General features: G+C 60.2%; 23 protein-coding genes and 1 pseudogene. 6 read left to right on the forward strand and 18 right to left on the reverse strand.

The genetic code is table 11. From position 1 onward, the window contains the following. Window positions 1-6 precede the first annotated feature (6 nt). From flgK to ACR0JN_RS20380, 3 genes are read left to right on the forward strand one after another with little or no spacing between them, the layout of a single operon-like run. Window positions 7-1,458, forward strand: coding sequence for a flagellar hook-associated protein FlgK (gene flgK, locus ACR0JN_RS20370; RefSeq protein ID WP_480888315.1), 1,452 nt, complete (start codon window positions 7-9; stop codon window positions 1,456-1,458). 2 nt (window positions 1,459-1,460) lie between these two features. After that, the gene (locus ACR0JN_RS20375; protein ID WP_480888316.1) at window positions 1,461-2,468 is read left to right on the forward strand and encodes a flagellin; all 1,008 of its coding nucleotides are present in this window, start codon (window positions 1,461-1,463) and stop codon (window positions 2,466-2,468) included. After that, window positions 2,465-3,559: a flagellar basal body P-ring protein FlgI gene (locus ACR0JN_RS20380; protein WP_480888317.1), complete on the forward strand. Its 1,095-nt coding sequence runs from the start codon at window positions 2,465-2,467 to the stop codon at window positions 3,557-3,559. The genes ACR0JN_RS20375 and ACR0JN_RS20380 overlap by 4 nt, the downstream gene beginning before the upstream one ends. A 32-nt stretch (window positions 3,560-3,591) precedes the next feature. Here ACR0JN_RS20380 and ACR0JN_RS20385 read toward each other — a convergent pair whose 3' ends face one another. From ACR0JN_RS20385 to ACR0JN_RS20425, 9 genes are all read right to left on the reverse strand, one after another. Next, the gene (locus ACR0JN_RS20385; protein WP_480818558.1) at window positions 3,592-4,239 is read right to left on the reverse strand and encodes a DUF1523 family protein; all 648 of its coding nucleotides are present in this window, start codon (window positions 4,237-4,239) and stop codon (window positions 3,592-3,594) included. Between the two features lie 11 nt (window positions 4,240-4,250). Further along, entirely contained in the window at window positions 4,251-4,517 is a 267-nt protein-coding gene (locus ACR0JN_RS20390) for a hypothetical protein (protein ID WP_480818559.1), read from the reverse strand. Further along, window positions 4,518-5,855, reverse strand: coding sequence for a DUF6638 family protein (locus tag ACR0JN_RS20395; protein WP_480888318.1), 1,338 nt, complete (start codon window positions 5,853-5,855; stop codon window positions 4,518-4,520). Between the two features lie 57 nt (window positions 5,856-5,912). Next, complete coding sequence (locus ACR0JN_RS20400; protein WP_480888319.1) at window positions 5,913-6,239, reverse strand: hypothetical protein; 327 nt, start codon at window positions 6,237-6,239, stop codon at window positions 5,913-5,915. Window positions 6,240-6,315: 76 nt separating this feature from the next. Continuing rightward, window positions 6,316-6,609, reverse strand: coding sequence for a hypothetical protein (locus ACR0JN_RS20405; protein WP_480888320.1), 294 nt, complete (start codon window positions 6,607-6,609; stop codon window positions 6,316-6,318). After that, complete coding sequence (locus ACR0JN_RS20410; RefSeq protein ID WP_480888321.1) at window positions 6,606-6,941, reverse strand: hypothetical protein; 336 nt, start codon at window positions 6,939-6,941, stop codon at window positions 6,606-6,608. The genes ACR0JN_RS20405 and ACR0JN_RS20410 overlap by 4 nt, the downstream gene beginning before the upstream one ends. Beyond that, complete coding sequence (locus tag ACR0JN_RS20415; protein ID WP_480888322.1) at window positions 6,938-8,869, reverse strand: AAA family ATPase; 1,932 nt, start codon at window positions 8,867-8,869, stop codon at window positions 6,938-6,940. The genes ACR0JN_RS20410 and ACR0JN_RS20415 overlap by 4 nt, the downstream gene beginning before the upstream one ends. Before the next feature lie 53 nt (window positions 8,870-8,922). Further along, the gene (locus ACR0JN_RS20420) at window positions 8,923-10,041 is read right to left on the reverse strand and encodes a hypothetical protein (RefSeq protein WP_480888323.1); all 1,119 of its coding nucleotides are present in this window, start codon (window positions 10,039-10,041) and stop codon (window positions 8,923-8,925) included. Between the two features lie 270 nt (window positions 10,042-10,311). Then, window positions 10,312-11,391: a hypothetical protein gene (locus tag ACR0JN_RS20425; RefSeq protein WP_480888324.1), complete on the reverse strand. Its 1,080-nt coding sequence runs from the start codon at window positions 11,389-11,391 to the stop codon at window positions 10,312-10,314. 267 nt (window positions 11,392-11,658) lie between these two features. Between ACR0JN_RS20425 and ACR0JN_RS20430 the strand changes: the two are divergent. Continuing rightward, window positions 11,659-13,842 (forward strand): annotated as a pseudogene (locus tag ACR0JN_RS20430) (esterase-like activity of phytase family protein). Window positions 13,843-14,318: 476 nt separating this feature from the next. On the opposite strand, the gene ACR0JN_RS20435 reads toward ACR0JN_RS20430, so the two are convergent. The 6 genes from ACR0JN_RS20435 to ACR0JN_RS20460 form a co-directional block, all read right to left on the reverse strand. Then, a complete protein-coding gene (locus ACR0JN_RS20435; protein ID WP_480888325.1) occupies window positions 14,319-14,786 on the reverse strand; it encodes an Hsp20 family protein in 468 nt (155 codons plus the stop codon). Window positions 14,787-14,910: 124 nt separating this feature from the next. Next, window positions 14,911-15,726: a trypsin-like serine peptidase gene (locus tag ACR0JN_RS20440; RefSeq protein WP_480888326.1), complete on the reverse strand. Its 816-nt coding sequence runs from the start codon at window positions 15,724-15,726 to the stop codon at window positions 14,911-14,913. After that, on the reverse strand, window positions 15,723-16,514 hold the full coding sequence (locus tag ACR0JN_RS20445; protein WP_480888327.1) for a trypsin-like serine peptidase: 792 nt from the start codon (window positions 16,512-16,514) through the stop codon (window positions 15,723-15,725). Before ACR0JN_RS20445 ends, ACR0JN_RS20440 begins: the two co-directional genes overlap by 4 nt. Before the next feature lie 110 nt (window positions 16,515-16,624). Continuing rightward, on the reverse strand, window positions 16,625-17,947 hold the full coding sequence (gene glcF, locus ACR0JN_RS20450) for a glycolate oxidase subunit GlcF (RefSeq protein ID WP_480888328.1): 1,323 nt from the start codon (window positions 17,945-17,947) through the stop codon (window positions 16,625-16,627). 4 nt (window positions 17,948-17,951) lie between these two features. Continuing rightward, complete coding sequence (locus ACR0JN_RS20455; RefSeq protein ID WP_480888329.1) at window positions 17,952-19,040, reverse strand: FAD-binding protein; 1,089 nt, start codon at window positions 19,038-19,040, stop codon at window positions 17,952-17,954. Window positions 19,041-19,107: 67 nt separating this feature from the next. Next, complete coding sequence (locus tag ACR0JN_RS20460; RefSeq protein WP_480888368.1) at window positions 19,108-20,556, reverse strand: FAD-linked oxidase C-terminal domain-containing protein; 1,449 nt, start codon at window positions 20,554-20,556, stop codon at window positions 19,108-19,110. 82 nt (window positions 20,557-20,638) lie between these two features. Here ACR0JN_RS20460 and ACR0JN_RS20465 point away from each other — a divergent pair, with 82 nt between their 5' ends. Both ACR0JN_RS20465 and ACR0JN_RS20470 read left to right on the forward strand, forming a co-directional pair. Continuing rightward, a complete protein-coding gene (locus tag ACR0JN_RS20465; RefSeq protein ID WP_480888330.1) occupies window positions 20,639-21,349 on the forward strand; it encodes a DUF599 domain-containing protein in 711 nt (236 codons plus the stop codon). Window positions 21,350-21,384: 35 nt separating this feature from the next. Continuing rightward, window positions 21,385-21,732, forward strand: a complete 348-nt coding sequence (locus tag ACR0JN_RS20470) for a hypothetical protein (RefSeq protein WP_480888369.1) — start codon at window positions 21,385-21,387, stop codon at window positions 21,730-21,732. On the opposite strand, the gene ACR0JN_RS20475 is transcribed toward ACR0JN_RS20470, so the two are convergent. From ACR0JN_RS20475 to rsfS, 3 genes are read right to left on the reverse strand one after another with little or no spacing between them, the layout of a single operon-like run. Then, complete coding sequence (locus tag ACR0JN_RS20475; RefSeq protein WP_480888331.1) at window positions 21,729-22,214, reverse strand: flavodoxin family protein; 486 nt, start codon at window positions 22,212-22,214, stop codon at window positions 21,729-21,731. The genes ACR0JN_RS20470 and ACR0JN_RS20475 overlap by 4 nt on opposite strands. 1 nt (window position 22,215) lies before the next feature. Next, the gene (rlmH, locus tag ACR0JN_RS20480; RefSeq protein WP_480888332.1) at window positions 22,216-22,686 is read right to left on the reverse strand and encodes a 23S rRNA (pseudouridine(1915)-N(3))-methyltransferase RlmH; all 471 of its coding nucleotides are present in this window, start codon (window positions 22,684-22,686) and stop codon (window positions 22,216-22,218) included. 44 nt (window positions 22,687-22,730) lie between these two features. Continuing rightward, on the reverse strand, window positions 22,731-23,093 hold the full coding sequence (rsfS, locus tag ACR0JN_RS20485) for a ribosome silencing factor (protein ID WP_050605604.1): 363 nt from the start codon (window positions 23,091-23,093) through the stop codon (window positions 22,731-22,733). Between the last annotated feature and the right edge of the window lie 79 nt (window positions 23,094-23,172).

Below are 23,172 nucleotides of genomic sequence, written 5' to 3' on the forward strand. Positions count from 1 at the left end.
GGCCTCATGAACATGTCGACGGCTTTGAACAACGCCTTGGGCGGGCTGACCGCAGCCAGCCGCGGAGCAGCGGTGGTGTCCGGAAACATCGCCAACGCCCTGACACCGGGCTATGCACGCCGGTCGCTGGAACTGGCCACCAGCCCGATTTCGGGCAATGGCGTGCGGACCGTTGGCGTGATCCGACATCAGGATCCGGTTCTGACGGCCAACAGGCGCACGACCGATGCCGATCTGGCCCGACAGACGGCCCTGTCCGACTTTCACACCCGGTTCGAAGGGCTGGTTGGTTCGGCCGATGATCCCGCATCGCTAACAGCGCGGCTGTCCGCGTTCGAAGGCAGTCTGATCACCGCCTCCAGTCTGCCCGATTCCGCCGAACGTCTGAATCAGGCGGCCCGCGCAGGGGCCGATCTTGCAACCGGCCTTAACAAAGCGTCCGAGGGTCTGCGGCAGGCGCGATCGGATGCCGACCGCAAAATCGGCGCGCAAATCGAACGCCTGAACCAGACGCTGCAGGATATCGAAGAGCTGAACGCCAAGATCCCCGCGATCCGGTACTCGGGCGGCGACATTGGCGCCCTGCTGGATCAGCGGCAGGTTTTGATTGATCAGGTCAATGAGCTGATGCCGGTCAACGTTGTGGCGCGCAGCAACGATCAGGTCTCGCTCTACTCCGATGGCGGGCTGATCCTGCTGGAGGGCAATGCTGCGGAGTTCACCTTTTCGACCACTGGCGAGACCAAACCGCATATGACCTTCGCCAACGGGCTGCTGTCGGGGTTGGAGATGAACGGCAAGCCGGTTCGTACCGCCGGGGACACCGCCCAGATCAGGGGTGGGTCGCTGGCCGCGCAATTCACAATTCGCGACGAGCTGGCGGTGGAGGCGCAAGATCAACTGGACACCGTCGCCCGCGATCTTGTCGAACGGTTTGAAACCCCCGGGCTGGACCCGACCGCTGGCCCGACGGACCCCGGGCTGTTCACGGATGCCGGAACCCGGTTCGACCCGACGACCATGATTGGAATTGCGTCCCGCGTCGCGCTCAATACGGCGGTTGACCCCGATGCCGGGGGGGACAGTTGGAAACTGCGGGCGGGTCTTGGCGCGGCAACGCCCGGAAACCCCGGGGATGCAACCCAACTGCAGGCCTTTGGCGCAATTCTGAACGACGCCCGCCCCCTACCGGGCGCACTGTTCGGCACTGGCAATATGCGCGCCGCCGAACTGACCGAAGCCCTGCTGTCGAAGGCGGGCGCCAACGCCCATGTCGCCACCCAGCGCAAGACCTTCGCCAACACGGCGCAGGTGCACATGGCCCAGATCGAGGCTGAGCACGGCGTCGATACCGATCAGGAACTGCAAGGCCTGATGCAGATCGAACAGGCCTATACCGCAAATGCCCGGGTCATCACCGTCGTCGATGAACTGCTGCAAACCCTACTGAGGTTGTGACTATGAACTTAACCGCAATTGGGGATTTGGCCCGGGGCATGACCCTTCGGACCCGCGCCACCGAGATCAAAACCCAGATCGAAACCCTTTCCTATGAGATGTCGACCGGCAAAGTGCAGGATGTGTCCGGTCATCTCGGCGGCGACTATTCTCAACTCCTGGATCTGGACCACTCCCTTGCCCGGCTCGACGCGTTCCGGATCGCCACGGCCGAGGCTGGCCTGTTCACCGACGCGATGCAGCAAAGCCTGACGACCTTTGATGAGTCGCTGGGTGAAATCACCGCCTCTCTGCTGTCCTTCGGAACGGCCGTGAGTACTGTGACGCATGAGCAGGCCTCGGTTCAGGCCCGCAATGAGCTTGACACCATGATGTCCGCCCTGAACACGCGTGCCGGTGGGCGCAGCCTGTATGCGGGGATTGCAACGGATGTCTCTCCGCTGCCATCAGCGGACACGCTTCTGACCGCGTTGCAGGCGGAACTGACCGGCCTTACAACGGTGACAGACATTCGCGCCGCCGCCGAGGCCTGGTTCAACGATCCTGCAGGGTTTGATGCGGTGATCTATCAGGGGTCGAACGCGCCGCTGGCCCCGATAAACATCTCGGAAAACGAGCACATCGATGTGCCCATCACAGCAACCGACCCGACATTCAAGGCCGCGCTCAGGGATGTGGCGCTGGCCGCGCTGGCCTCGGACACCGCGCTGGCCCTGCCGCCGGTGCAACGGACAACCCTGTTCACGCAACTGGGCATCGATCTGGCCAATGCGCAGAACGACACGGTGAACCTGCGGGCACAGGTTGGCGCTGCTGAGGCGCGCGTCGAACAGGCGGCCACCCGCAATGCGGCGGCGCGAACCAGCCTCGAATTCAGCCGGAACACGCTGATCGCAGCCGATCCTTATGAAACGGCAACCAGATTGCAAACCGTCCAGTTCCAATTGGAAAGCCTTTATTCCGTCACCGTGCGGAACGCGAGCTTGTCGCTGGTAAATTTCCTGAGATGAGGGTTCTGCTTTTTCTTCTGATGCTGCTGCCCGGTCTAGCCTCGGCAGGGGCGATCCGGCTCAAGGATCTGGTGGACTTCGATGGGGTCCGCGGCAACGATCTTGTCGGCTATGGCCTTGTTGTTGGCCTGAACGGAACCGGCGACGGGTTGCGAAACTCGCCCTTCACCGAAGAGATCATGTCGAACATCCTTGAACGGCTGGGCGTCAATGTCACGGGCGAGGATTTCCGGCCCAAAAACGTCGCGGCGGTTCTGGTCACCGCCAGCCTGCCCCCCTTTGCGCGGGTTGGCGGCCAGATTGACGTGACGGTCTCGGCCATCGGGGATTCCGGTAGCCTGCTGGGCGGCACCCTGATCATGACGCCCCTGAACGCGGCGGACGGTCAGATTTATGCGGTGGCTCAGGGCACCGTTCTGGCCGGCGGTGCGGTGGCCGAGGGTGAGGCGGCTTCGGTCGTGCGCGGCGTGCCGACATCCGGGGTCATCCCCTCGGGCGCGCGGGTGGAAAAGGAAATCGACTTCGACCTTTCGACCCTGACCCAGATGCGGCTGGCCCTGCGCGAGCCGGACTTTACCACTGCCAGCCGGATCGAGCGGGCCATCAACACCGAATTCAACCGCGCCGTCGCGATCATGCGTGATTCCGGCACGGTCGAGCTGAACATCGACGCCACGCAATCGGCGTCGACCGCCCATGCGATCGGCCGGATCGAAAACATCCTTGTCGAACCGGAAACCAAAGCCCGCGTGGTCGTCGATCAAAGGTCCGGAACCATTGTGATGGGGCAGGAGGTGCGTATCTCACGCGTCGCGGTCTCACAGGGCAACCTGACCCTGACGGTCGAGGAAGCCCCGATTGCCGTGCAACCCAACCCGTTCGCGCAGGGCGAAACGGTTGTGGTGCCCAGAACGTTCGCGAATATCGAAGAGGAGGAAGGAACAGGCCTGGCCGAAATCCCGGAGGCGACCACCCTGTCCGAGGTTGTGGCAGGGCTGAACGCGCTGGGGGTATCCCCGCGTGACATGATCGACATTCTCAAAACGATCAAGGCGGCGGGTGCTTTGCATGCCGAGTTTATCGTCAGATGACCCCGGCCCTTTGGACTATTTTAACGCCGTGACTACTTTGACTTCCAACTGTCCAGCCACCGGCGGAACCCGTTTCGCTTTTCCTCAATCGCGTCGCCTGCGGCGTAGATCCCGTCCTCGACATTTTCGAGCATTGGATCGATCCGGCGCTGCCGGAACCGCCGCCAGCGCACCCAAAGGGCCCAGATCAAAGCCGCAAAAACCGTCAGGAAGATGATGTTGAACCACGGGATCAGCCGGACATCAGGGCTGTCAACCGGGCGTACGGATACTGCGTTGGGAAAGATCGACATAAGCTGATTGCGCCAGCCATAATGGCGCAAAACCACCCATTGCGGATTATCTGCGGTCGAGACAAGGTTGGTAAGCTCGGCCTGCAGGTTCGAGCTGTCGAGCTTGAAATACGGTGGCCAACCCCAGCCGGTATCCTCATTGCGATACACGCGCGGCTTCCCGTTTGGGCGGAAGGTTTCGACAAAACGCACATCGCGATTGACGCTTTGCGCCCCTTCCTGGCCGGTATCCTGCTGCGCCCAGAAGATCGAGTTTTCACCGAAATCAACGCGCCGCACCTCGGTTTTCACAATCCGCACAACATCCTGCTGCGGCAGCGTATATTCCAGCACCGACGCAACCAGAACCCAAAACACTGTGATGAACGCCCATTTGACATAGACCATCTATCCGGCCCTCATTTGAAATTTGTTATGTAGATCAGCAGGGCAATAGCCCCAAGTGGAATAACATAGACACCCAGCAGCAGTTTCTTGCGGAACGATTTGTCATATTGCTTCATCCCCCGCATCAAAAAAGCCTCGCGATCACCGTTCAGCCCTTTTTTATCCCAATGCGCGATCAGCTTGCGGCGGCGGACAAGACGGGAATAGATCGACAACCCGACATAGATCACCGTCAGAACGACCAGCAACGGTATCAGAAAGCGAATTGCAACGATCATTTACTTTCTCTCCAAAGCGCCCCAGGGGCCGACACGAGTAATCATCGCATCGCTGACCCGATCCTCGCCGCTCATATCCGGTTCATGGCCGAACAGCGCCGCGCGGGCTCCGGCCTTGTCCACCTGATACTCGCGCGCGAGGAAGTCGGCAACATAGGCTTTCTTGGCCTCGGGCCATGTGGCGTAGGTGCTGTAGAACAGCTCTTTATGGCAGATGAACATCTGACGCGGGTCTAGCGGCGCAAGCTCGGCCAGCAGCATGTTCACCAGATCGCGGTGCGGCGTATCCGCCGCCCAAAGGGTATAGAAATAGGCCGGATGGTCTGAGGTAATCCGCGGCCACGGCCCCCCTTCGCGCGCCCAGCGCAACAGGTCCGCCAACCCGTGAAAGGCCTCGGGCAGGCGGTCCGCGTGGTTGCGCGCCAGACGGCGCATGTCGCTGCGATCCAGCGCGGTCAGGTCGATATCGGCATCGGCAGCGGCGGCGACGGTCAGAAAATCCATCTTCTGCTGCAGGATCGCAGCGGAATCCACGCCGCGCGCCTCGATGATGGTTTCGACCAGACCGTTGAAATCCAGAAACCGGGCGATCCGGTTGCGCTGCGATTTGTGGAAGACGAACTCCATAGGCAGATCGTCGGGCGTGTCATCCATGCAAATCGCCGCCGGGTGATCCAGATCAGGGAACAGGTAGAGCCCGCCGAAATGCGCCGTCCAGAAATTCGGCTGTTCAAATGCGGTGTGGCGCAAGTGCACCGGATTGCGCGTCACGTCGCCCGTGTCTTTGGCGGTTTCGATCATCTTCGCGATCAGCACATCGTCGAACCAGGCGTCTTCTTCTGTTTTGAACCGCTCGACCATGCCCGCCAGTTGCTCGGCTTTGCGCAAGGTGCCACCGACCGTGTCAGCCTCAATCTCGATCTTGCGCATGTTCAGCAGATCACCCGGCGTGGTGAGTTTGAAGACCGAGTTCACCAACTCTCCGGCCACGGCATCGGTGGCGGTCAGGGCGAACAACTGCGCCTCATTCATCTCGATGAACTCGCGCAGAATATCGCGCGAAGTTGAGAATTTGACGTTCAGCAGAGGCGCGCGTTTCTGCTCGGTCGTCAGCAGGATGAACTGCCGGTTGACCCCGTTGGGGTTGAGGTAGAGCTCGTCCTCCAGCTCAATCCCCACCTCCGGCGAATAGCCCGAGATATCGACATGGAAATCCGAAAGCGCCGTGGTCTTGCCCGCCAGATGCTGTAGCGCGCGGTTATACCGTTCGACCAAGGCCGGGCTGGAGATGTGGACGAGGTTGCCGAACATCAGGCCTTTTTCGATGAGGCGGATCATAGGACGCTCCACCAGCTTCGAACAGTCGCCAAAACGAATGAGGTATGTCGTGAGAGGTTAATCATACTTTGAATTTCCCTTTGAAAAGGAGTTCAACCTAGCGTCGCGATCAATCCACCAAAGAATAGCCATAGAAACCGAGGCAAGTATTGTTCCAATAAGCGTTGCCCAGACCACGAAGCTTGCAAACACCTCCAGCGGCGGATCTGTCGCATCGCAAAAACCATAGGCGTTGAAATTCTTGGGAAGAAGCGATTTCCATCCACAGAATTCGACGGTCATACCAGTTGCAACACCAAGTCCGAACAGAACACCCAAAACCGCTATTCTCAGAAAGATCACCTGTTCCCCTCCAGACAAAGCCGCTTCGACTTTTTCATCCAAACCATCTCGTAGACGGCATCCTTTTCCCCTTTTAGAGCATTACGAATTTCGTTCTCGTATTGGTTGACCAAAAGCCTTAACCTCTCCTGCTCAGCCGACCAACGACCACAACTGCCAACACCAATAACGGCAACGCAAACGCCCGCACGGTGATCTGCAGGTTGAACCCGATGTAAGACACCACGCTGCCCTCAAACAGCAACAATGTCTCATCCCATGAGGTGCCTTCGAACCCACTGCCGGTGTTTACGCCGAACTGGGTCAAGAACAGAACCGCCACGGCGCCCAGAAATCCGAATACGCCCCAGCGCAGAGGCAGGATCAGGCCCAGAACAACTGCCAGGCCAGTGATTGCGAGTGTTAAAGTCATGCCATTGCTTCCTTTTTCCGGCGATGCGTCATCGCATACGCTCCGCCGGCCAAGATCATCGCGGGCACGAACCAGAACAACGCCCACACAAGGAAATGTGAAGGCATCTCACCGGGGCCGAACGCGTGCAAAAGGCTTGTAGGATGGGCCAACGACGCGCCGTTGATCCAGATTTGAAACAATGAACTCCAGACATATGTGAGGGCAAAGACGATCAGCGCCAGCATGGCAAACGCGCGTCTGGATGCGGGTCGGCGGCGGGCGACAGCAACCCCGAAGAACAGGCACGCGCCGATCAGGCTTGCGAAGATCAAGAACAGACTGCCGATCACCCATTCCCCTCCAGATACCGCCGCTTCGCCTCTTCCATCCGACCCATCTCGCGGACCGCGTTTTCGATGGCGACCTCATCGCTCTTGTCGGCATAGCGGAACTCGCTGTCGGCGTAGCGGTTGATTTCCTGCATCACCATCTCGACCGTGATCGGTTGGCGCAGGTCCTCGATCATCGCCTTCTTGGTGTCGTAGTCGCGGGACAGGAACAGGTCGGGGTTCTCCATCCATTCGTCAGGCAGTTCGAAATCCATCGCGCGAACCTTGACCGCGTCGGTGATGTTCTTGATCGCGCGACCGGTAAAGCGCTCATCTGCCTGCTGGATCGCCTTGAGGTAGGTGCCCAACTTGGCGATCGTGTCCATCTGGCCGATCTCGCCGGAGACCCGGTCATAGACCTGCATCAAAGCGTCCTCATGCGGGCGGGAATGGCTTTCGAAACTGGCGGCGACGGCCTTCTTGATTTCCTGTGCGGCATAAGCTTCGTGTTCACCCAGCGGGATGTCGTGGTTGCGACCCATCAGCAGGTGCAGGATGTCGATGTAATCCTCCCGCGTCTGCGGCCCGTCCACCAGAAACCGCGCGCCCGCCCGCTGGCGCAGGGCGTCGTCCACATTCTCGGGGTAGTTCGAGAACATGCCAAAGGTGCAGTTGCCGCGCACGACGGTGTTGGCACCCGCAAAGCTCTCCATCAGAACAGCAGTGATTTCCAACTGCCCGGCTGACGATTGCCGGTCCCCGCGTTTGCCCGCCAGTTGGTCAATATCGTCGATGGTGCCGAACCCGATGACCGAGGGGTCGATGATCGTGTTGATAAACGCCTTGGCGTTCTGGCCGGATTTACCCTGATAGCTGTCGATATTGTCGGTGCTCAGGTTCTGATAGCGGAACGGATAGCCCGCGTTCTGGCAATAGTCGTTGATCAACCCGGCCATCATCTGGATCAGGGTTGTCTTGCCCGTGCCCGGTTTACCATCGCCCATGAAGGTAAAGATAAACCCGCCAAGCTCCGCAAACGGGTTCAGGCGGCGGTCGAAATCATAGGCCATCACCATCTTGGCCAGCTTCATCGCCTGATACTTGGCGATATGGTTGCCCACCACCTCGTTCGGTTTCTTGAACGTCATGGTCAGCGTGGTGGATTTCGCCTTTGAGGCCGGCTCAAACCCCCGGATTGTCAGATCATCGGCCTCGATATGCCAAGCGGCGTTCTGAAACGGGGTCAGATGGCCTGCGGACCCTGCACGCAGGGCGACCTTATCCATCAGTTGTTCAGCATAGGCGCTGGTGGCCGCGATCAGATGCGCGTCGTCCGGGGCGTGTTTCGCCAAGATCTGATCCAACTCCCACAGCGCGCCATGCAGGGCAAGCTGGCCATTGTCAGTCAGAACCTCTTCGATCTCTCCAATATCGACGCTGGTCTCGCCCAGATGCGACGACATCAGATAGGCCAGCGCATTGCCGAAACTATGCGACGTGATCAGGGCCTCAGCCGTCAGCAACTCGGAAAACTCGGTCTTGCGCGCGGCAGGCAAGTCCCCGGCCAGATTGGCGCGCTTCAGATCAGCCAGCGGCGTCTGCTCTGCATAAGCCTCGGCCACGGCCAAAGCGATCGCGACAGCCCGACGAATAGCCTGCTGCACCACCGCCTGTGACGGAGAGACCAGCGCATCACCATCATCCGACGCCTCGATCCGCTCAACCAGATGCACCCCATCCGCCCGCACGGTGCGCCGCGTCACCAATCCCGGCGTGGTCGACCGAAACCGCCGCCCCGTCGACACGCCCGAGGACCGCTCGACCACCGCTTCAACCGCCGTCGCGATCCGCGGCGCATGCTCGAACCCGTTCAGCAAGGCGGTCGCTGCCGGATAATGCTTGCGAATATCGTCTTCCCGCAATTCCATCTGATCTGACGTCAAACTCATATGCTCAACCCTGCATCTTCTTCTCGTTCAAAATACGGTCGCCGAAGGCGAAACTAATAGCGCAACACCTGCCCGGTCTTGCTGACGACGAACTTGCGCACATCGGCAAACCCCGGCGGGTTGCGCTCGGCCAGCACCTGAAACGGACGCTGAGGCAGGATGATCGACCGCTGCGTGCGCGTCGCACCGGTTTCAGCCCCCTGCCCGCCGAACGGATCCAAGGCAAACACCTCACGCTCGACGGTCGAGAACCACCCGGCGCGTTCCTCGATCACCTCTTCGCTTTCCAGTTCCTCTGTGGTCCATGCCAGTGCCCAGTCCTGCCCCTCGGGCGCTTGTGCATCCTCCAGCACCTGCCGCAGAGGGCCGGATTGCTCGGTATAGGCCGAGGAATACATCGGTCCGACATGAATGCGGCGCAGGTGTTTGGGATGCAGGTCGTCGAAATCCTGATCGAAGCCCTTGGCGATGGTCACCAGTTTCAGCCCGCCTAAGGATTGCGCCATAAGATGGGCCTGCACTTCGGGCCAACGGCGTTGATCCTTGGGCAGGGCCGTCTTGCCGCTATCCTCCAACTGCATCAGGTAGATGACCGGCAGATTGATCTGGCTGTCATAAACCGCCCAATGGATCAGGAACTTCCGCCGTTCACCCTCATTCCCGATCCAGTAACATTCGGGATCGTTGCGAGCCCAGAACAGCTGACCTTTTAGCAATTCCTCATAATAGAGCCGTTGGGACAACGCGAATTGCAGCTTAGTCGGGATTTCCTGATCACCGATGATCGTTCGCACCATGTCGGTTTTCAGGTCGTCTTCCGAAGGCATATTCGCCAGATGCACCTGCGCCTGCTGCGCGTCATTGGCCATGGTCAGCAACTCGGCCGCCACCGGAAAGCCGCTGTCGCGTTTGTCCATCGCAAGGCTGCCAAAGAACCGCCCGGTATCGCGCCCGACCAGCAGGTATTTCATGCTGAGCGCACGGAACGTGTAAAGCAGCCCCGAGAGGTAGCGCGACACGATCCGCACCTCTTGCTTGCTGATCGCGCCCTCCGCCTCCATCGTCGCGGCCACGCGCAGGAGGTGAACGGTGATCACCTCGAATTTGCGGAAATAGCGACGCGAGGCGAAGGTGTCGGTCAGGCCGACATGGTCTTGGGTGGGGTTAGTCATTTTGAGATTTTCTACAACCAGTTCCTCGACAGTGATTAGTCCGCCAGGGCAGAAGAAAAATTTCTGAAATCAGAAACAAAGCGAAGACAACAAGCCCGACACCTACGCTAGCTGGCCCGACATACAAGGTCAGGAGGCCGAGCGTCTCGTAAAGTTCACCGTCTGCACCCGAACTATTCAGCAGTTCTAACAGCCCATAGATCAGGATCGGCCAGACGACGAGAACAAGTCCTAGCCGAATTAATCTGACGTCGCTTCGGCTAAACCTCTTCATCCGCCATACAAATTCTTATCATGCTTCTCGACAATCGAGGCAAAGCGACGGGCGAAGCGTTCGTCCGCCTTGGCCTTTTTCTCCAACACGTCGCGGGCAAAGACCATGTGGTCCTCATGCGCCTCAAGCATGTCGGCCATTTTCTGGTTGGTCGCGGTGCCGATGGCGGCCATGGCGGTTTGCGCCTCCTGGTCGGTTTGCACGCCGATCTCGTTGATGCGGTGGGCCACATCCTGCTGCTGCGCGGTTTTCAGCGATTTGGTCAGGGCGTCATACAGCACCACGCGCTGTTGCGTGTCTGTCTGCAGCTTGTTGATCAGCACCATCTGCGTCGCCGCCTGGTTCTGCAGTGAGTCGACCCAGGTCTTGCCCTTTTCAATATAACGCTCCAGCGTCTGAGACTTGGCCAGTTTGACCTGCTCGTCCTGAACCTTGGCGTTGTATTGCTTGTTCAGCTCGGCCAGCTCGGTTTCCAGCTGGGTGCGGGTAGCTGCGTCCTGTTCGACGCTGATCTTGTTTTCCAACGTGATAATCGTCGGGTCCATACCCTGAATTTCAGTGCGCAAGGCCTCCAGTTCAGCCACGGTCGCCTCGCGATCATCCAAAGTGACGGTCAGGTTATCCTCGACCTTCACGCGCTGTTCCTCCAGCACTGACAGCTGCCCTTCCAGCAGTTTCACTATCACGTCGGATTTGGCGATCAGGTCCTGCAGCTTGTCGTCGATATTGGCGGTGCGCATCCGCTCCTGCCGCATCGACTCGGATTTGCCTTTCGAGAAGACGCCCACAAAGCTCTCCCATCCGGTTTTCGAGCGCATTTCGTCGAAATCCTTGGAAAACGCGTTGGTGACGTCGTCCAGCCCCATGATCAGCTCGGCGATATTGGCGTTCATCACCTCGGTATGGGCATGCACATCCTCGAGCGTGGCGTTTTCGATGTCGATATCCGCCTCAGCCGTGCCAATTTTGGCCCGCGCCGCTTCGATCCGTGAGGTCAGCCCTTCGATCTGCGACTGGCTTTCGCGCACCTTGGTCTGCGTTTCCTGAATCAAAGCTTCGAATTGCTGGTTCGACATCTGCTATCCCTTTTTTTGTTTATCTACCCAATAAGATAGGTAATGTTACGCCTATTTACATCCCCTTGGGGGCTAAATTCCCGCAAAGACTGGCAAATTCACCCGGTAAAAGATAGCGGCAACAACCGCGCGGCGAGTGGTTTCAGACAGGCGCGGTTTCACGGCAACGCCCGGCGCGGTTTGTCACCAAACTGAATCAAAACCGTCACAGTCCCGCAACAAAGCCGGTTCATCCCACTTGCGTCCAAGTAGGAGAGGATAAACCCGATGTCATTGCGCCATGTCTGCCTGACATCTGCCCTTGCCCTGACCGCCGGTCAGGCTGTGGCAGAGATGAATTTCAACCGAATTGCGTCTTTTCCCGTCGCTAAAAACATGGCCGAGGGGGCGGATACCAGCCGCGAAACTTCGCCCGAGATCATTGCGGCGACCGCGGATGGCATGACGCTGGTCTATACCGACAGCCCGCTGGGCGTGATTGGCATGGTCGACATCACCGACCCCGAGAACCCTGCGCCTTTGGGTGCGATGGAGGTGGGCGGCGAGCCGACCTCGGTTGGAATCGTCGGCGCGACGGCTTTTGTCGGCGTGAACACCTCGGAAAGCTACACCGCGCCTTCGGGCAAGCTGATCTCGGTCGATATCGCGGGCAAGGCCGAAACCGGTGCCTGTGATCTGGGTGGCCAGCCCGACAGCGTCGCCATCGCCCCCGATGCCAGCTTTGTCGCTGTGGCGATTGAAAATGAGCGTGACGAAGACCTGAACGACGGCATCATCCCGCAACTGCCCGCCGGGTAACTGGCGCTGGTGCCGCTGAAAGGTGGCGCGCTGGATTGCGCGGGTATGACAATGGCGTCATTGACCGGTCTGGCCGAGATTGCACCCACCGACCCCGAGCCTGAATTCGTGGACATCAACGCGCTTGGCGAAACCGTCATCACCCTGCAGGAAAACAACCACATCGCGGTGGTCGACAAGGACGGCAATGTGATCAGCCATTTCTCGGCAGGCAGCGTGGATCTGGAAGGCCTCGACGCCACCGACGAGCGCGGCGCGCTGATCTTCACCGAAAGCCAGCCGGGTCGCCTGCGTGAACCGGACGCGGTGAAATGGATCGACGAAAACCACTTCACCACCGCCAATGAGGGCGATTACGAAGGCGGCTCGCGCGGCTGGACGATCTTCCACAAGGACGGCACCGTTGTTTACGAAAACGGCACCGAGTTCGAGAAAGCCATCATCCAGATCGGCCACTACCCCGACAAACGCTCGGACAGCAAAGGGGTTGAGCCCGAAAGCGTGACCGCAGCCACGTTCGGCGGCACACCGATGATCTTCGTGGGGGCCGAGCGTGCCTCGGTCGTGGGTGTCTATTACGCCACTGATCCAGCCAACCCGGTGCTAAAGCAACTGCTGCCCTCGGGCGTTGGTCCGGAAGGTTATGTTGCGATCCCAGAGCGTAACCTGCTGATCTCGGCCAACGAAAAGGACCTGATCGAAGATGGCGGCCCGCGCGCGCATGTCTCGATCTTTGAATATCAGGACGCCCCCGCCGCTTATCCGCATCTGACCTCGGAAGGCGCGGATGAGTTGATCGGATGGGGTGCTCTCTCCGGTCTGGTCGCCGATGAGGACGGCATGATCTATGCGGTCAACGACAGCTTTTACGGCTTCCAGCCCTCGATCTTCAAGATCGACCCCAGCCAGCAACCCGCCCGCATTATTGACGTAATCCGCATCCACCGTCAGGACGGCAACCCGGCGCAGAAGCTGGACCTTGAGGGCATCACGCTGGACGGCAATGGCGGCTTCTACGTCGCCTCGGAAGGCCGCACCGACCGTGTGATCCCGCACGCGATCTACCACGTGTCAGCGGATGGTCTGATCAAGGACCGCAAAGGCGAGATCGGCCTGCCGCCGGAACTGATGGCGGTCGAAAAGCGCTTTGGCTTCGAAGGCATCACCAAGGTCGGCGACACCCTGTGGATGGCCGTTCAGCGCGAATGGAAGGACGACCCGGAAAACCACGTGAAACTGGTCGCCTACAACCTTGAAGCCAAGGAATGGGGTGCCGTGCACTATCCCAAAGCGCAGCCGGACACAGGCTGGGTCGGCCTGTCCGAAATCGTGGCCTTCGGCGATCATGTCTATGTCATCGAACGCGACAACCAGCACGACCACCGCGCCGTGACCAAAAAGGTCTACCGTATCCCGCTGTCCGAAATGACCCCGGCCCCGCTGGGCGGCCCCCTGCCCGTGGTCAGCAAGCAGGAGGTCCGCGACCTGCTGCCCGACCTGACCTCGACCGGAGGCTACGTTCTGGATAAGATCGAAGGTCTGGCCATCCTGCCCTCGGGCGAGGCGTTTGTGATGACCGACAATGACGGTGTTGATGACGCCTCGGGCGAGACGATGTTCTGGTCGATCGGGTCGGTGACGGCTGGGAACTGAACCCGCTTGCAAATCGCTGGTGGACCCCACGCAAAATTGTGCGGGGTCCTTTTGCTTTTTACGTCAGCTTTGAGCTCGAAATTGACCTAAACAAAATTCAATCATAAGTTCTGACGAAATGAGGTTGGTTGGTATGGTCAAGATCTCCAATGTTGTTCGCAGAACTGCAGTTTTGTGTGGCGTGATTGTAGGCGTTCCAGCTATTTTCTTTCTTCTCAGATACTTGGCCTTCCCAAATTGGGGAAACACTGAACTGAACATTGGATTTGTGTTGTGGGTCTTGGCAATTTTTATTTCTGAACGCTGGCTGTCAAAGCTGTGGAAGTCGAATTGAAAGACGCCAACTTAACAGCAGCTACATCCGCCTAGCGAACATCCCGGCACCCCAAAATACAACGCCCCGCGTCTGGAGGTACGCGGGGCGTTTGGTGCGACAATCCAGGGAGGAGAGGATTGTCGCTTTTTGATCAAAAGCCTCAGTTCACGGCTTTGGCGTCAACCACGTCTTTTTCGATGGCATTGGCCGAGGAAATCTCGATCCGGCGCGGCTTCAGGGCCTCGGGCACCTCGCGCTTCAGGTCGATGTTCAGCATGCCGTTTTCATGGTTGGCACCAGTGACGCGGACGTGGTCGGCCAGGGCAAAGCGGCGCTCGAACGCGCGGGTGGCGATGCCGCGGTGCAGATAGGAGCGGTCCTTGTCCTCGGCGGCTTTCTTGCCGGCGACGATCAGGGCGTTTTCCTTCACCTCGACCGACAGATCGGCCTCGGAAAAACCGGCGACAGCAACCGAGATGCGATAGGCATCGGCGTCGGTTTTTTCGATGTTGTAGGGCGGGTAGCTGGGCTGGGCCACGTCGTTGGTCAGAACGCGATCCATCATGTCGGCGATCTGGTCGAACCCAATGGTGGCGCGGTGCAGCGGTGCAAAGTCAAAACTACGCATGTGTCGTATCCTCATGCTTGAGCGATTTACGATATGTGCCCTCCGAATGGACGGGCGGTGATCAAGACCGGACCCCGTTTGTGGCGATCCGGTAAACCTGACATGGGAAGCGATTTGGCCTAGTTCAAGACCCGCCAACACCGATGAATTTCGCGCCCGAGCTGGACTTGCCCGTCCCCACTTGCAACCGGCGGATCGCGGCCTTGGGCTGGGGGGCGTCACGGCGCAGAATGGCTTTCAGTTCGGACACGACATTGGACAATTCCATTCCGAATCCGACCTTTACCCCCTCGTGCACCGCAACCGCAGACACCACCGACAGAATCTGCCAGCGCGAGCCGTTTCTCGCCAGAATGGCCGAACCGGACGAGCCAAAGGTGATGTCGCAGTCGAAAATGATCAGACCCAACCGCCGGTTCAGAATCCGGCAGGAGCGTTCGCGTGTGATGGCCTCGGACCGCCCGCGCCCGTATGAGGCAAGGCTGATCTCGGACCCCGAAACCCGGCCGCTGTGCAGGGCAAAGGGGTCGGCGATCGAATAGGGGATCGGCTCTTCCAGCCGCATCAGGGCCACATCGACGCGGATGCTTGCGGGCGACAGCGGATCGTTGGCGCCGTATTTCGGATGCGCCGCAATCTGGACGACCTTGCGCTCGGCCAGTGCGGTGCCGTTGCTCAGCCCGGCGCGAAAGGTGACCTCGCCGGGCGTGTATGCTTTCCCCGTTCTTGTGTCGACAGCGCAATGGGCGGCGGTCAGAACGATATCCTGCGCGATCAGGGTGCCGGTGCAGAAGGACCGGTTGCCCACATCCAGACGCCCGATGGCTTCCCACCCATACAGATCCTCTCGGTCGGTCAGCTTGCGCTTTTCGGCCTGAGCATGAACGGCAGTTGAGGCGATAGACAGGCCCAGCAACAGGCCCAGGAAAAATTTCGTCATGGCCGAATAAACCTCGCACCTACGTTTTTACCTGCCCCCTGTCCCCCTGAGGACGCGCCGAACCCGCGCCCTGCATCAAGCTCGGCCTGCAAAAGTTGCAGCGAGTTGTCGGCCACCGTTCCTATCGCCACGTTCTGCCCGTCCAGGCTGGCCTTGGCCGACACGACGGAAACGATCCGGGGGCGCGATCCTTCAAAGGAAAACACCGGTGCACCGGATGAGCCGAAATCAACATTGCAGGACATCACCAGAACGCCCGGATAGCGGTTCATGACCGAACAGACCTGCTGCAGCGACGGGGCCTCGGCCCGGTCATGGGCGTATGAGACGACGCCCACATCCTCGCCCCGAGTCGGCTGATCCCCGGTCTCGAACGGCACAACGGATGTGTTGCGGATCGGCTGCCACAGCTCGATCAGGGCCACATCACTGCTGACCCGGTCCGGGGTCGCGGTGGCGCTGAACCGGTAATCCGGATGAATAACCGCCCGCCGCGCGGTTCGATAAGCAAGGGCCCGGCCCAGACGCCAGCCCGCCAGAAATTCGATTTCCGCCGGATCCACAGGCTTTCCGGTCGCCCTGTTGAACAGGCAATGGGCTGCGGTCAGCACCAGCGTGGGCGAGACAAGAGTACCCGTGCAAAACGCGTTGCCCTCGATATCCAGCCGCCCGACCGCCATCCAGTCGCGACCGGAATCGGTGGTGTCCAGGCTCTCCAGCCTGGTATCCTGCGCTGTGGCCGCCAGAGGCAGCACGCTCAGCGCGACAGCCATGATCCAGTGGCGCACGCGGTTTCTCCGGTGTTCAATCCGAGACACCAGCCTTATGCGCCGCCTGCGGCAAAAATAGGGCGAGGGCCACAAGGCCGAATTTTAGCCCCACCTGATGCCCGCCCGCGTCAGCGCAGGATCGGAACCTGCGGGTCGAGCCCGCCCCTCGACCGTAACGCGCGCGGTTCGGGGCCGCCGGTCGCCCAATCCAGCAACTCAACCGTGTGCAGGATCGGGATTTCCGTAGCTGACCCAATCTGCATCATGCACCCGATATTGCCCGCCGCGATCAGGTCGGGCAGTTTCGCCTCAAGCGTTTTGACCTTGCGCTGTTTCAGCTTCCCTGAAATCTCGGGCTGCATCAGGTTATAGGTGCCCGCACTGCCACAGCAGAGATGGCTGTCGGCGGGTTCAACCACTTTGAATCCGGCGTGCTTCAACAAGTCCTTGGGATAGGTCTTGATCTGCTGGCCATGCTGCAAGGAACAGGCGGCGTGGTAGGCGACAGTCAGGCCCTGATCCGTCTGTTCCGGCATGTCCAGTTGCATCAGCACTTCGCTGATATCCTTGGCAATGGCGGACACCCGCGCGGCATCATCTGCCAGCGCGTCGTTGCGGAACATATGCCCGTAATCTTTGACGGTCGTGCCGCAGCCCGAGGTGTTGATGACAATAGCGTCCAGCCCCTCGCCATCCATCTCGCGCGTCCAGGCCCGGATATTGGCCGCCGCTGCGGCATGGCTGTCTCGACTTTTGCCCATGTGATGGGTCAGCGCACCACAGCATCCCGCCCCATCGGCCACCACAACCTCGCACCCCAGACGGGTCAGCAGCCGAATCGTGGCGTCGTTGATGTCGGTATTCAGCGCCTTTTGCGCACAACCCGTCATCAGCGCCACGCGTTTCTTGCGGGGGATCGCGGACGCAAAGCTCTGCGGATCGTCATTGCGACTGACCGGAGGGATATGTTTCGGCGCCATCTCCAGCATCGCCCTCAGTCGCGCATCGGGCATCAGAAACCGGAAAGGACGGCCCAGCTTGGCCCCGATCAAGGCCCAGCGGAACCGCATCGGATAGGGCAGAATCTGCGCCAGAACCCACCGCAGCGCCCGGTCCGAAAACGGGCGTTTATAGGTGCTTTCGATATATTCCCGCGCATGATCGACGAGATGCATGTAATGCACGCCCGAGGGGCAGGTGGTCATGCAAGCCAGACAAGACAGGCAGCGGTCGATATGTTTGACGGTCTTTTCATCCGGCACACGCTCGTTTTCCAGCATGTCCTTGATCAGATAGATACGGCCCCGAGGACTGTCGAGTTCGTCGCCCAGCACCTGATAGGTCGGACAAGTCGCTGTGCAGAACCCGCAATGCACGCAGCTGCGCAGGATGTCATTCGAGCGCCGGGTCGCCGGGTCTTGAAGCTGCTTTTCGGTGAATGTCGTCTGCATCGCCCTACCCCATCAGACCCGGGTTGAAGAGCCCGCGCGGATCGAACTTATGCCTTATGGCCTGTGTCAGGGAGGCAATCGCCTCAGACTCCGGCTGAAACCGGCCCAGCGCCGCATCCCCCCGCACCAACGTTGCGTGGCCTGCGAAGGCACCAAGACGCGCCCGAACATCCGTGCCTTTGGAAACCAAAGCCCAGATCAAACCGCCACCCCAATCAAGCACCAGCTTCTCAGCCTCTAGCCGCGCGGCGATTTCCGGGGCGTCGCCGGGCTTGACCGAAATCCGCCAGACATCCCCTTCGCGTCCCTGAAAACCATTTACATCGCGAATTGATGACCAAAGCGCTTCGGACTCTCCGATTTCCGAAACCTCGCCAAACCCACCCAGTTCCGCCTGCAACTGCCGAGCCCGATAGGCAACCGACTCCGCAAACCCTTCGAGCCGCAAAAACGCCTGAACGGCCTCGGGATCATACGCAGCACCACTGACCTCGAATGGCGATCGAAGGGCTGCTGACAGCGCCTGAACAGCCGTCCCCGCATGCGTGACCGAAATACCAAGCGTCGCCACCGCCTCAGGCTTCGGCAGCACTTTCAGCGAAACCTCCGAAAGCACCCCCAACGTGCCCCAGGACCCGGCCATCAGCTTGACCAGATCGTAACCGGTGACGTTCTTCATCACCCGGCCCCCGTTCTTGATCGCCTGCCCCAGCCCATCGACAAAACGCACACCCAGCAGAAAGTCCCTGCATGCCCCGGCCTGAATGCGCCGCGGGCCTGAGATATTGGCCGCCACAACCCCGCCAATGGTCGGCTCACCGGACGTGCCCAGCAGCGCCCGATAGTCCGCAGGCTCAAAAGCAAGCTGCTGACCTTCTGCGGTCAACGCCGCCTCAATCTCAGAAACCGGAGTGCCCGCCCCCGCCACCAAAGTCAGCGCGCCGGGCTCATACAGGGTTATGCCGCTCAGCCCGGACGTTTCAAGCGTCGCGCCCGGCCCGGTCACGCCGCGCGTTCCCCCGCCAACAATGCGCACGGGCCCATTTAGCCCGGCCACGATCTCGGAAAGTTCGGCCTCAGTCTCAGGTCTCATATCGCTTCTTCTTGTTTGAAAATACGGCGGGGTGAATTGGCCCGCAGGGCCAAGAGGGGCTGGCCCCTCATGCGGCAGCCACCCGAGCCGCGCGCCGGGACTCGGACACATCCAGCGGAAACACCTTGGCCGGGTTCAGCAACCATTTGGGGTCGAACACATCCTTGACCGCCATCTGCGCCTCAAGATCGGCGGGGTCGTATTGATGCGACATCAGGTCCCGCTTTTCGATACCCACCCCATGCTCTCCGGTCAGGCACCCACCCACATCCACGCAGAGTCGCAGGATATCCGCCCCGAACGCCTCGCATTTCTCCAGATCGCCGGGCTTGTTGGCATCGAACAGGATCAGCGGGTGCATGTTGCCATCCCCCGCGTGGAACACATTGCCCACCGGCAGGCCATATTCGGCGCTCAACTCGCCGATCCGGCGCAGCACTTCAGGCAGCGAGGACACCGGGATTGTGCCGTCCAGACACATATAGTCGTTCATCTGCCCCATCGCGCCAAAGGCCGATTTCCGCCCCAGCCAGATTTTCGCGCTTTCCTCGGCGGACTGGCTTTCGCGCAGTTCGACCGGGTTATGGCGTTTGGCAATCTCGATGATCTTGGACAATTGATCGTCGATCTCAGCCTCAGAGCCCTCGACCTCGACAATCAGCAAAGCATGGCAATCCGGATAGCCTGCATGCGCGAAGTTTTCGCAGGCCCTGATGCAGAGGGTATCCATGAACTCGATTGCCACAGGCAGGATACCGGACTTGATGATGTCCGAAACGCACTGCCCCGCAACCTCGTTGTCATCGAACCCCATCAGAACGGGCCGCGCGCCTTCGGGCTTGCGAAGGATGCGCAGGGTGGCTTCGGTCACGACGCCCAACTGCCCTTCGGACCCGCAGATCACACCCAGCAAATCCAGCCCGCCCGCATCCAGATGCGCGCCGCCGATTTCGACCACGCTGCCATCCATCAAGACCATTGTGACACCCAGCAGATTGTTGGTCGTCACCCCATATTTCAGGCAATGCGCGCCGCCCGAGTTCATCGCGATATTGCCCGCAATGGCACAAGCAAGTTGCGAGGACGGGTCGGGTGCGTAAAAGAAATCCTCTTCCTCCACCGCGCCGGTCACGCTCAGATTGGTGCGGCCGGTCTGAACGCGGATGAAGCGGTTGTCATAGTCGGTTTCCAGCACCTCATTCATGCGCGCGACGCCCAGAATGACGCAATCCGCCGTCGGCAGCGCCCCGCCCGCCAACGAGGTCCCCGAGCCGCGCGGCACCACCGGCACGCCCTCGTCATGGCAGATCCGCAAAACGTCCGAGACCTCTTGCGTAGTCGAAGGCAGCACCGCCAGCATCGGCGGGCAGCGATAGGCTGTCAGAGCATCACATTCATAGGCGCGGGTTTCCGCCGGATCATGGATAACCGCATCGTCTGGCAGAACCTGTTGCAGGCGCGCCAGAACGCTGAGCTTTTTGGACAGCACCGCAGGGTTTGGCCGGGGCATTTCCATCATCAATCCTCCAATTTGGTAAAATAATATTACCAATTTTTCGATCTGGCAAGTTGTCAACGTGGACCCTACTGTCCGGCCCATGACCTGGATCGACCGTGCATTGCTGTTTTCTCCGCTCGACTATGTGGCCATCATCGTGCTGGTGGGGGCATGGCAGTTGATCGGCTGGCGGATCGAGAACGCGCCCGCCGGGAAACCATCGGTGTCGATGATCATGGACGATTTCCGCCGCAACTGGATGCGCGAAATGGTGACCAGGCAGCCGCGCATGTTCGACGCCCATGTGATCGGCAACATGCGGCAGGGCAGCACGTTTTTTGCCTCGACCACGATGATCGGCATTGGCGGCGCGCTGGCGTTGCTGGGCAATACCGAGCGTCTGGCCGGGGTTGCCAAGGACCTTGCCATCGGCAGCGCGCCGGCGCTGGTGTGGGAGATCAAGATCCTGATCATGCTGCTGTTTCTGTCCAACGCCTTTCTGAAATATGTCTGGGCCCACCGCCTGTTTGGCTATTGCTCGGTGCTGATGGCGGCCGTGCCGAACGATGAAACCGACCCGCGCGCCTATCCCCGCGCCGCGCAGGCGGCTGAGATCTGCGTCACCGCCTCGCGCAGCTTTAACCGGGCCTTGCGGGCCACCTATTTCGCGCTGGCTTCGGTGGCGTGGATTCTGGGGCCGTTGGCCCTGATGATCGGGTCGGTGCTGACGCTGGGCGTGCTCTACCGGCGCGAGTTCGCGTCGCATTCGCTGGGCGTATTGACGACCCTGCCGCCGGACACAGAGACGTGATCGAGCCGCCCCGCAACCCTGCGTATATTCACGCCATGCGATATGTGATTCTTGCCGCCCTTCTGGCCAGCCCCGCCCTTGCCGATGATCCCGTGATCGAAAACGTCACCGCCCGGCAAAGCGGCGATACGTGGCGATTCGACGTGACCGTCTCGCACCCGGAAACCGGTTGGGATGATTATGCCGACGGTTGGCGCGTGTTGGATATGGAGGGAACCGAGTTGGGAATGCGCGTGCTGCATCACCCGCATGAAAACGAACAGCCCTTCACCCGATCCCTCAGTGGTGTCGCGATCCCAGCGGGCACGTCTCAGGTACAGGTGCAGGCCCGCACCAATGCGGATGGCTGGGCTAAAGAGACCTTCGTGGTTGATTTGAACTAGAACACGCCCAACGTCAGACCCGCGCCCAGCGCCGCGCCGATCTCGCGGCATTGGTCCAGTTCATCCTGCGGAATGGTCTTTTCGGCCAGAACAGCCTCGGGCGTTTGCGCATGGGTGCACAGGATCAGCGGCGGCTGCACCTCTTTCAGCCGCCAGCCGGTTGCGATGCGGGCGATCTGGCGCGCGGCGTTCTGCCCGTCGGACCCGGCGCAGATCATCTGGGCATAGGGGCGACCCTCGATCCGGCCCAGCACGGGATAGTAACTGCGGTCGAAGAATTCCTTCATCAGACCCGAAATTGCGGCCAGATTCTCGGGCGCGCAGAAGATATAGCCATCGGCGGCCAGCAGATCATCGGGGCCAGCCTGATCAGCGACTTTCAGGATCGTGTCCGCTTCGGCCTGCGCAGCCTCGGCCGCTGCTTCGGCCATCTGCCGTGCTCCGTCTGTACGCGAATGGTAAACGATCAGAAGCTGCGCCATGTCAGACCCGGTGATAGGGGCCACCCGACAAGATGGTTGCGGCCCGATAAAGTTGCTCGGCCAACATCACACGGACCAGCATATGGGGCCAGACCATCGCCCCAAACGAGATCGAAAAATCGGCCTCAGCCCGCAAGCTGGGTTCTATTCCATCCGCCCCGCCGATGATCAGCGCCAGATCCTGCCGCACGGCATCGCGCCAGCCACCCAGTTTCTTGGCGAATTCCGGCGAGGACATGACCCGCCCGCGCTCGTCCAAAGTGCAGATGACCGCGCCTTTGGGCAGCGCCTTGCGCAGCAAGGCGGCCTCGGCCCCCATACCTGCGTTTTTCTTGTCCTCAACCTCAATCACCCGCGCGGGACCAAGGCCTAGCGAACGGCCGGTCCGGTCAAATCGGGTCAGGTAATCGTCAAGCAGGGATTTCTCGGGTCCGGCGCGCAATCGCCCGACCGCAACGATGCTGATACGCATGTCTCTCTCGCCTCCGGCCCTTCAATACGGGCCGGGATGGCGCCTCAGTTCGCCGAGGCGCTGCCGCCCTGAGGCAGCCACATCTTTTCCAGCTGATAGAATTCACGCACTTCGGGGCGGAAGATATGGACGATCACGTCGCCCGTATCGATCAAGACCCAATCGCCGGCATCCTTGCCTTCGACCTTCGAGGTGAAACCGAATTCCTGCTTGATGCGATCCGTCAGCTTTTCCGCCATGGCCGAGACCTGACGGGTCGACCGACCCGAGGCAATCACCATGTGATCCGCAACAGAAGACTTGCCCTGCAGGTTGATCTGCACAACGTCTTCGGCCTTGTCATCGGAAAGTGAGGAAAGGATGCGTTCAAGCAGCTTGTCGCTGATTGACTGAGAGTGGGCCATCATTTTGACCCCGTCTTCGGCGGGCAAACCCGCCTGGGTATGTAGAGACAGGACATAGTCCTCCTTTGCTGCGCGCCGTCAA

The sequence above is a fragment of the Ruegeria sp. G12 genome (assembly GCF_056533565.1).

Coding starts and splice junctions, on each gene's coding strand:
- ACR0JN_RS20435 (WP_480888325.1), bottom strand. CDS start 14,786: ATGCGTAGTTTTGACTTTGCACCGCTGCACCGCGCCACCATTGGGTTC.
- ACR0JN_RS20420 (WP_480888323.1), bottom strand. CDS start 10,041: ATGACTAACCCCACCCAAGACCATGTCGGCCTGACCGACACCTTCGCC.
- rsfS (WP_050605604.1), bottom strand. CDS start 23,093: ATGATGGCCCACTCTCAGTCAATCAGCGACAAGCTGCTTGAACGCATC.
- ACR0JN_RS20415 (WP_480888322.1), bottom strand. CDS start 8,869: ATGAGTTTGACGTCAGATCAGATGGAATTGCGGGAAGACGATATTCGC.
- ACR0JN_RS20425 (WP_480888324.1), bottom strand. CDS start 11,391: ATGTCGAACCAGCAATTCGAAGCTTTGATTCAGGAAACGCAGACCAAG.
- ACR0JN_RS20405 (WP_480888320.1), bottom strand. CDS start 6,609: ATGACTTTAACACTCGCAATCACTGGCCTGGCAGTTGTTCTGGGCCTG.
- ACR0JN_RS20385 (WP_480818558.1), bottom strand. CDS start 4,239: ATGGTCTATGTCAAATGGGCGTTCATCACAGTGTTTTGGGTTCTGGTT.
- ACR0JN_RS20465 (WP_480888330.1), top strand. CDS start 20,639: ATGACCTGGATCGACCGTGCATTGCTGTTTTCTCCGCTCGACTATGTG.
- rlmH (WP_480888332.1), bottom strand. CDS start 22,686: ATGCGTATCAGCATCGTTGCGGTCGGGCGATTGCGCGCCGGACCCGAG.
- flgK (WP_480888315.1), top strand. CDS start 7: ATGAACATGTCGACGGCTTTGAACAACGCCTTGGGCGGGCTGACCGCA.
- ACR0JN_RS20380 (WP_480888317.1), top strand. CDS start 2,465: ATGAGGGTTCTGCTTTTTCTTCTGATGCTGCTGCCCGGTCTAGCCTCG.
- ACR0JN_RS20455 (WP_480888329.1), bottom strand. CDS start 19,040: ATGAGACCTGAGACTGAGGCCGAACTTTCCGAGATCGTGGCCGGGCTA.
- ACR0JN_RS20375 (WP_480888316.1), top strand. CDS start 1,461: ATGAACTTAACCGCAATTGGGGATTTGGCCCGGGGCATGACCCTTCGG.
- ACR0JN_RS20470 (WP_480888369.1), top strand. CDS start 21,385: ATGCGATATGTGATTCTTGCCGCCCTTCTGGCCAGCCCCGCCCTTGCC.
- ACR0JN_RS20390 (WP_480818559.1), bottom strand. CDS start 4,517: ATGATCGTTGCAATTCGCTTTCTGATACCGTTGCTGGTCGTTCTGACG.
- glcF (WP_480888328.1), bottom strand. CDS start 17,947: ATGCAGACGACATTCACCGAAAAGCAGCTTCAAGACCCGGCGACCCGG.
- ACR0JN_RS20395 (WP_480888318.1), bottom strand. CDS start 5,855: ATGATCCGCCTCATCGAAAAAGGCCTGATGTTCGGCAACCTCGTCCAC.
- ACR0JN_RS20440 (WP_480888326.1), bottom strand. CDS start 15,726: ATGACGAAATTTTTCCTGGGCCTGTTGCTGGGCCTGTCTATCGCCTCA.
- ACR0JN_RS20460 (WP_480888368.1), bottom strand. CDS start 20,556: ATGGAAATGCCCCGGCCAAACCCTGCGGTGCTGTCCAAAAAGCTCAGC.
- ACR0JN_RS20475 (WP_480888331.1), bottom strand. CDS start 22,214: ATGGCGCAGCTTCTGATCGTTTACCATTCGCGTACAGACGGAGCACGG.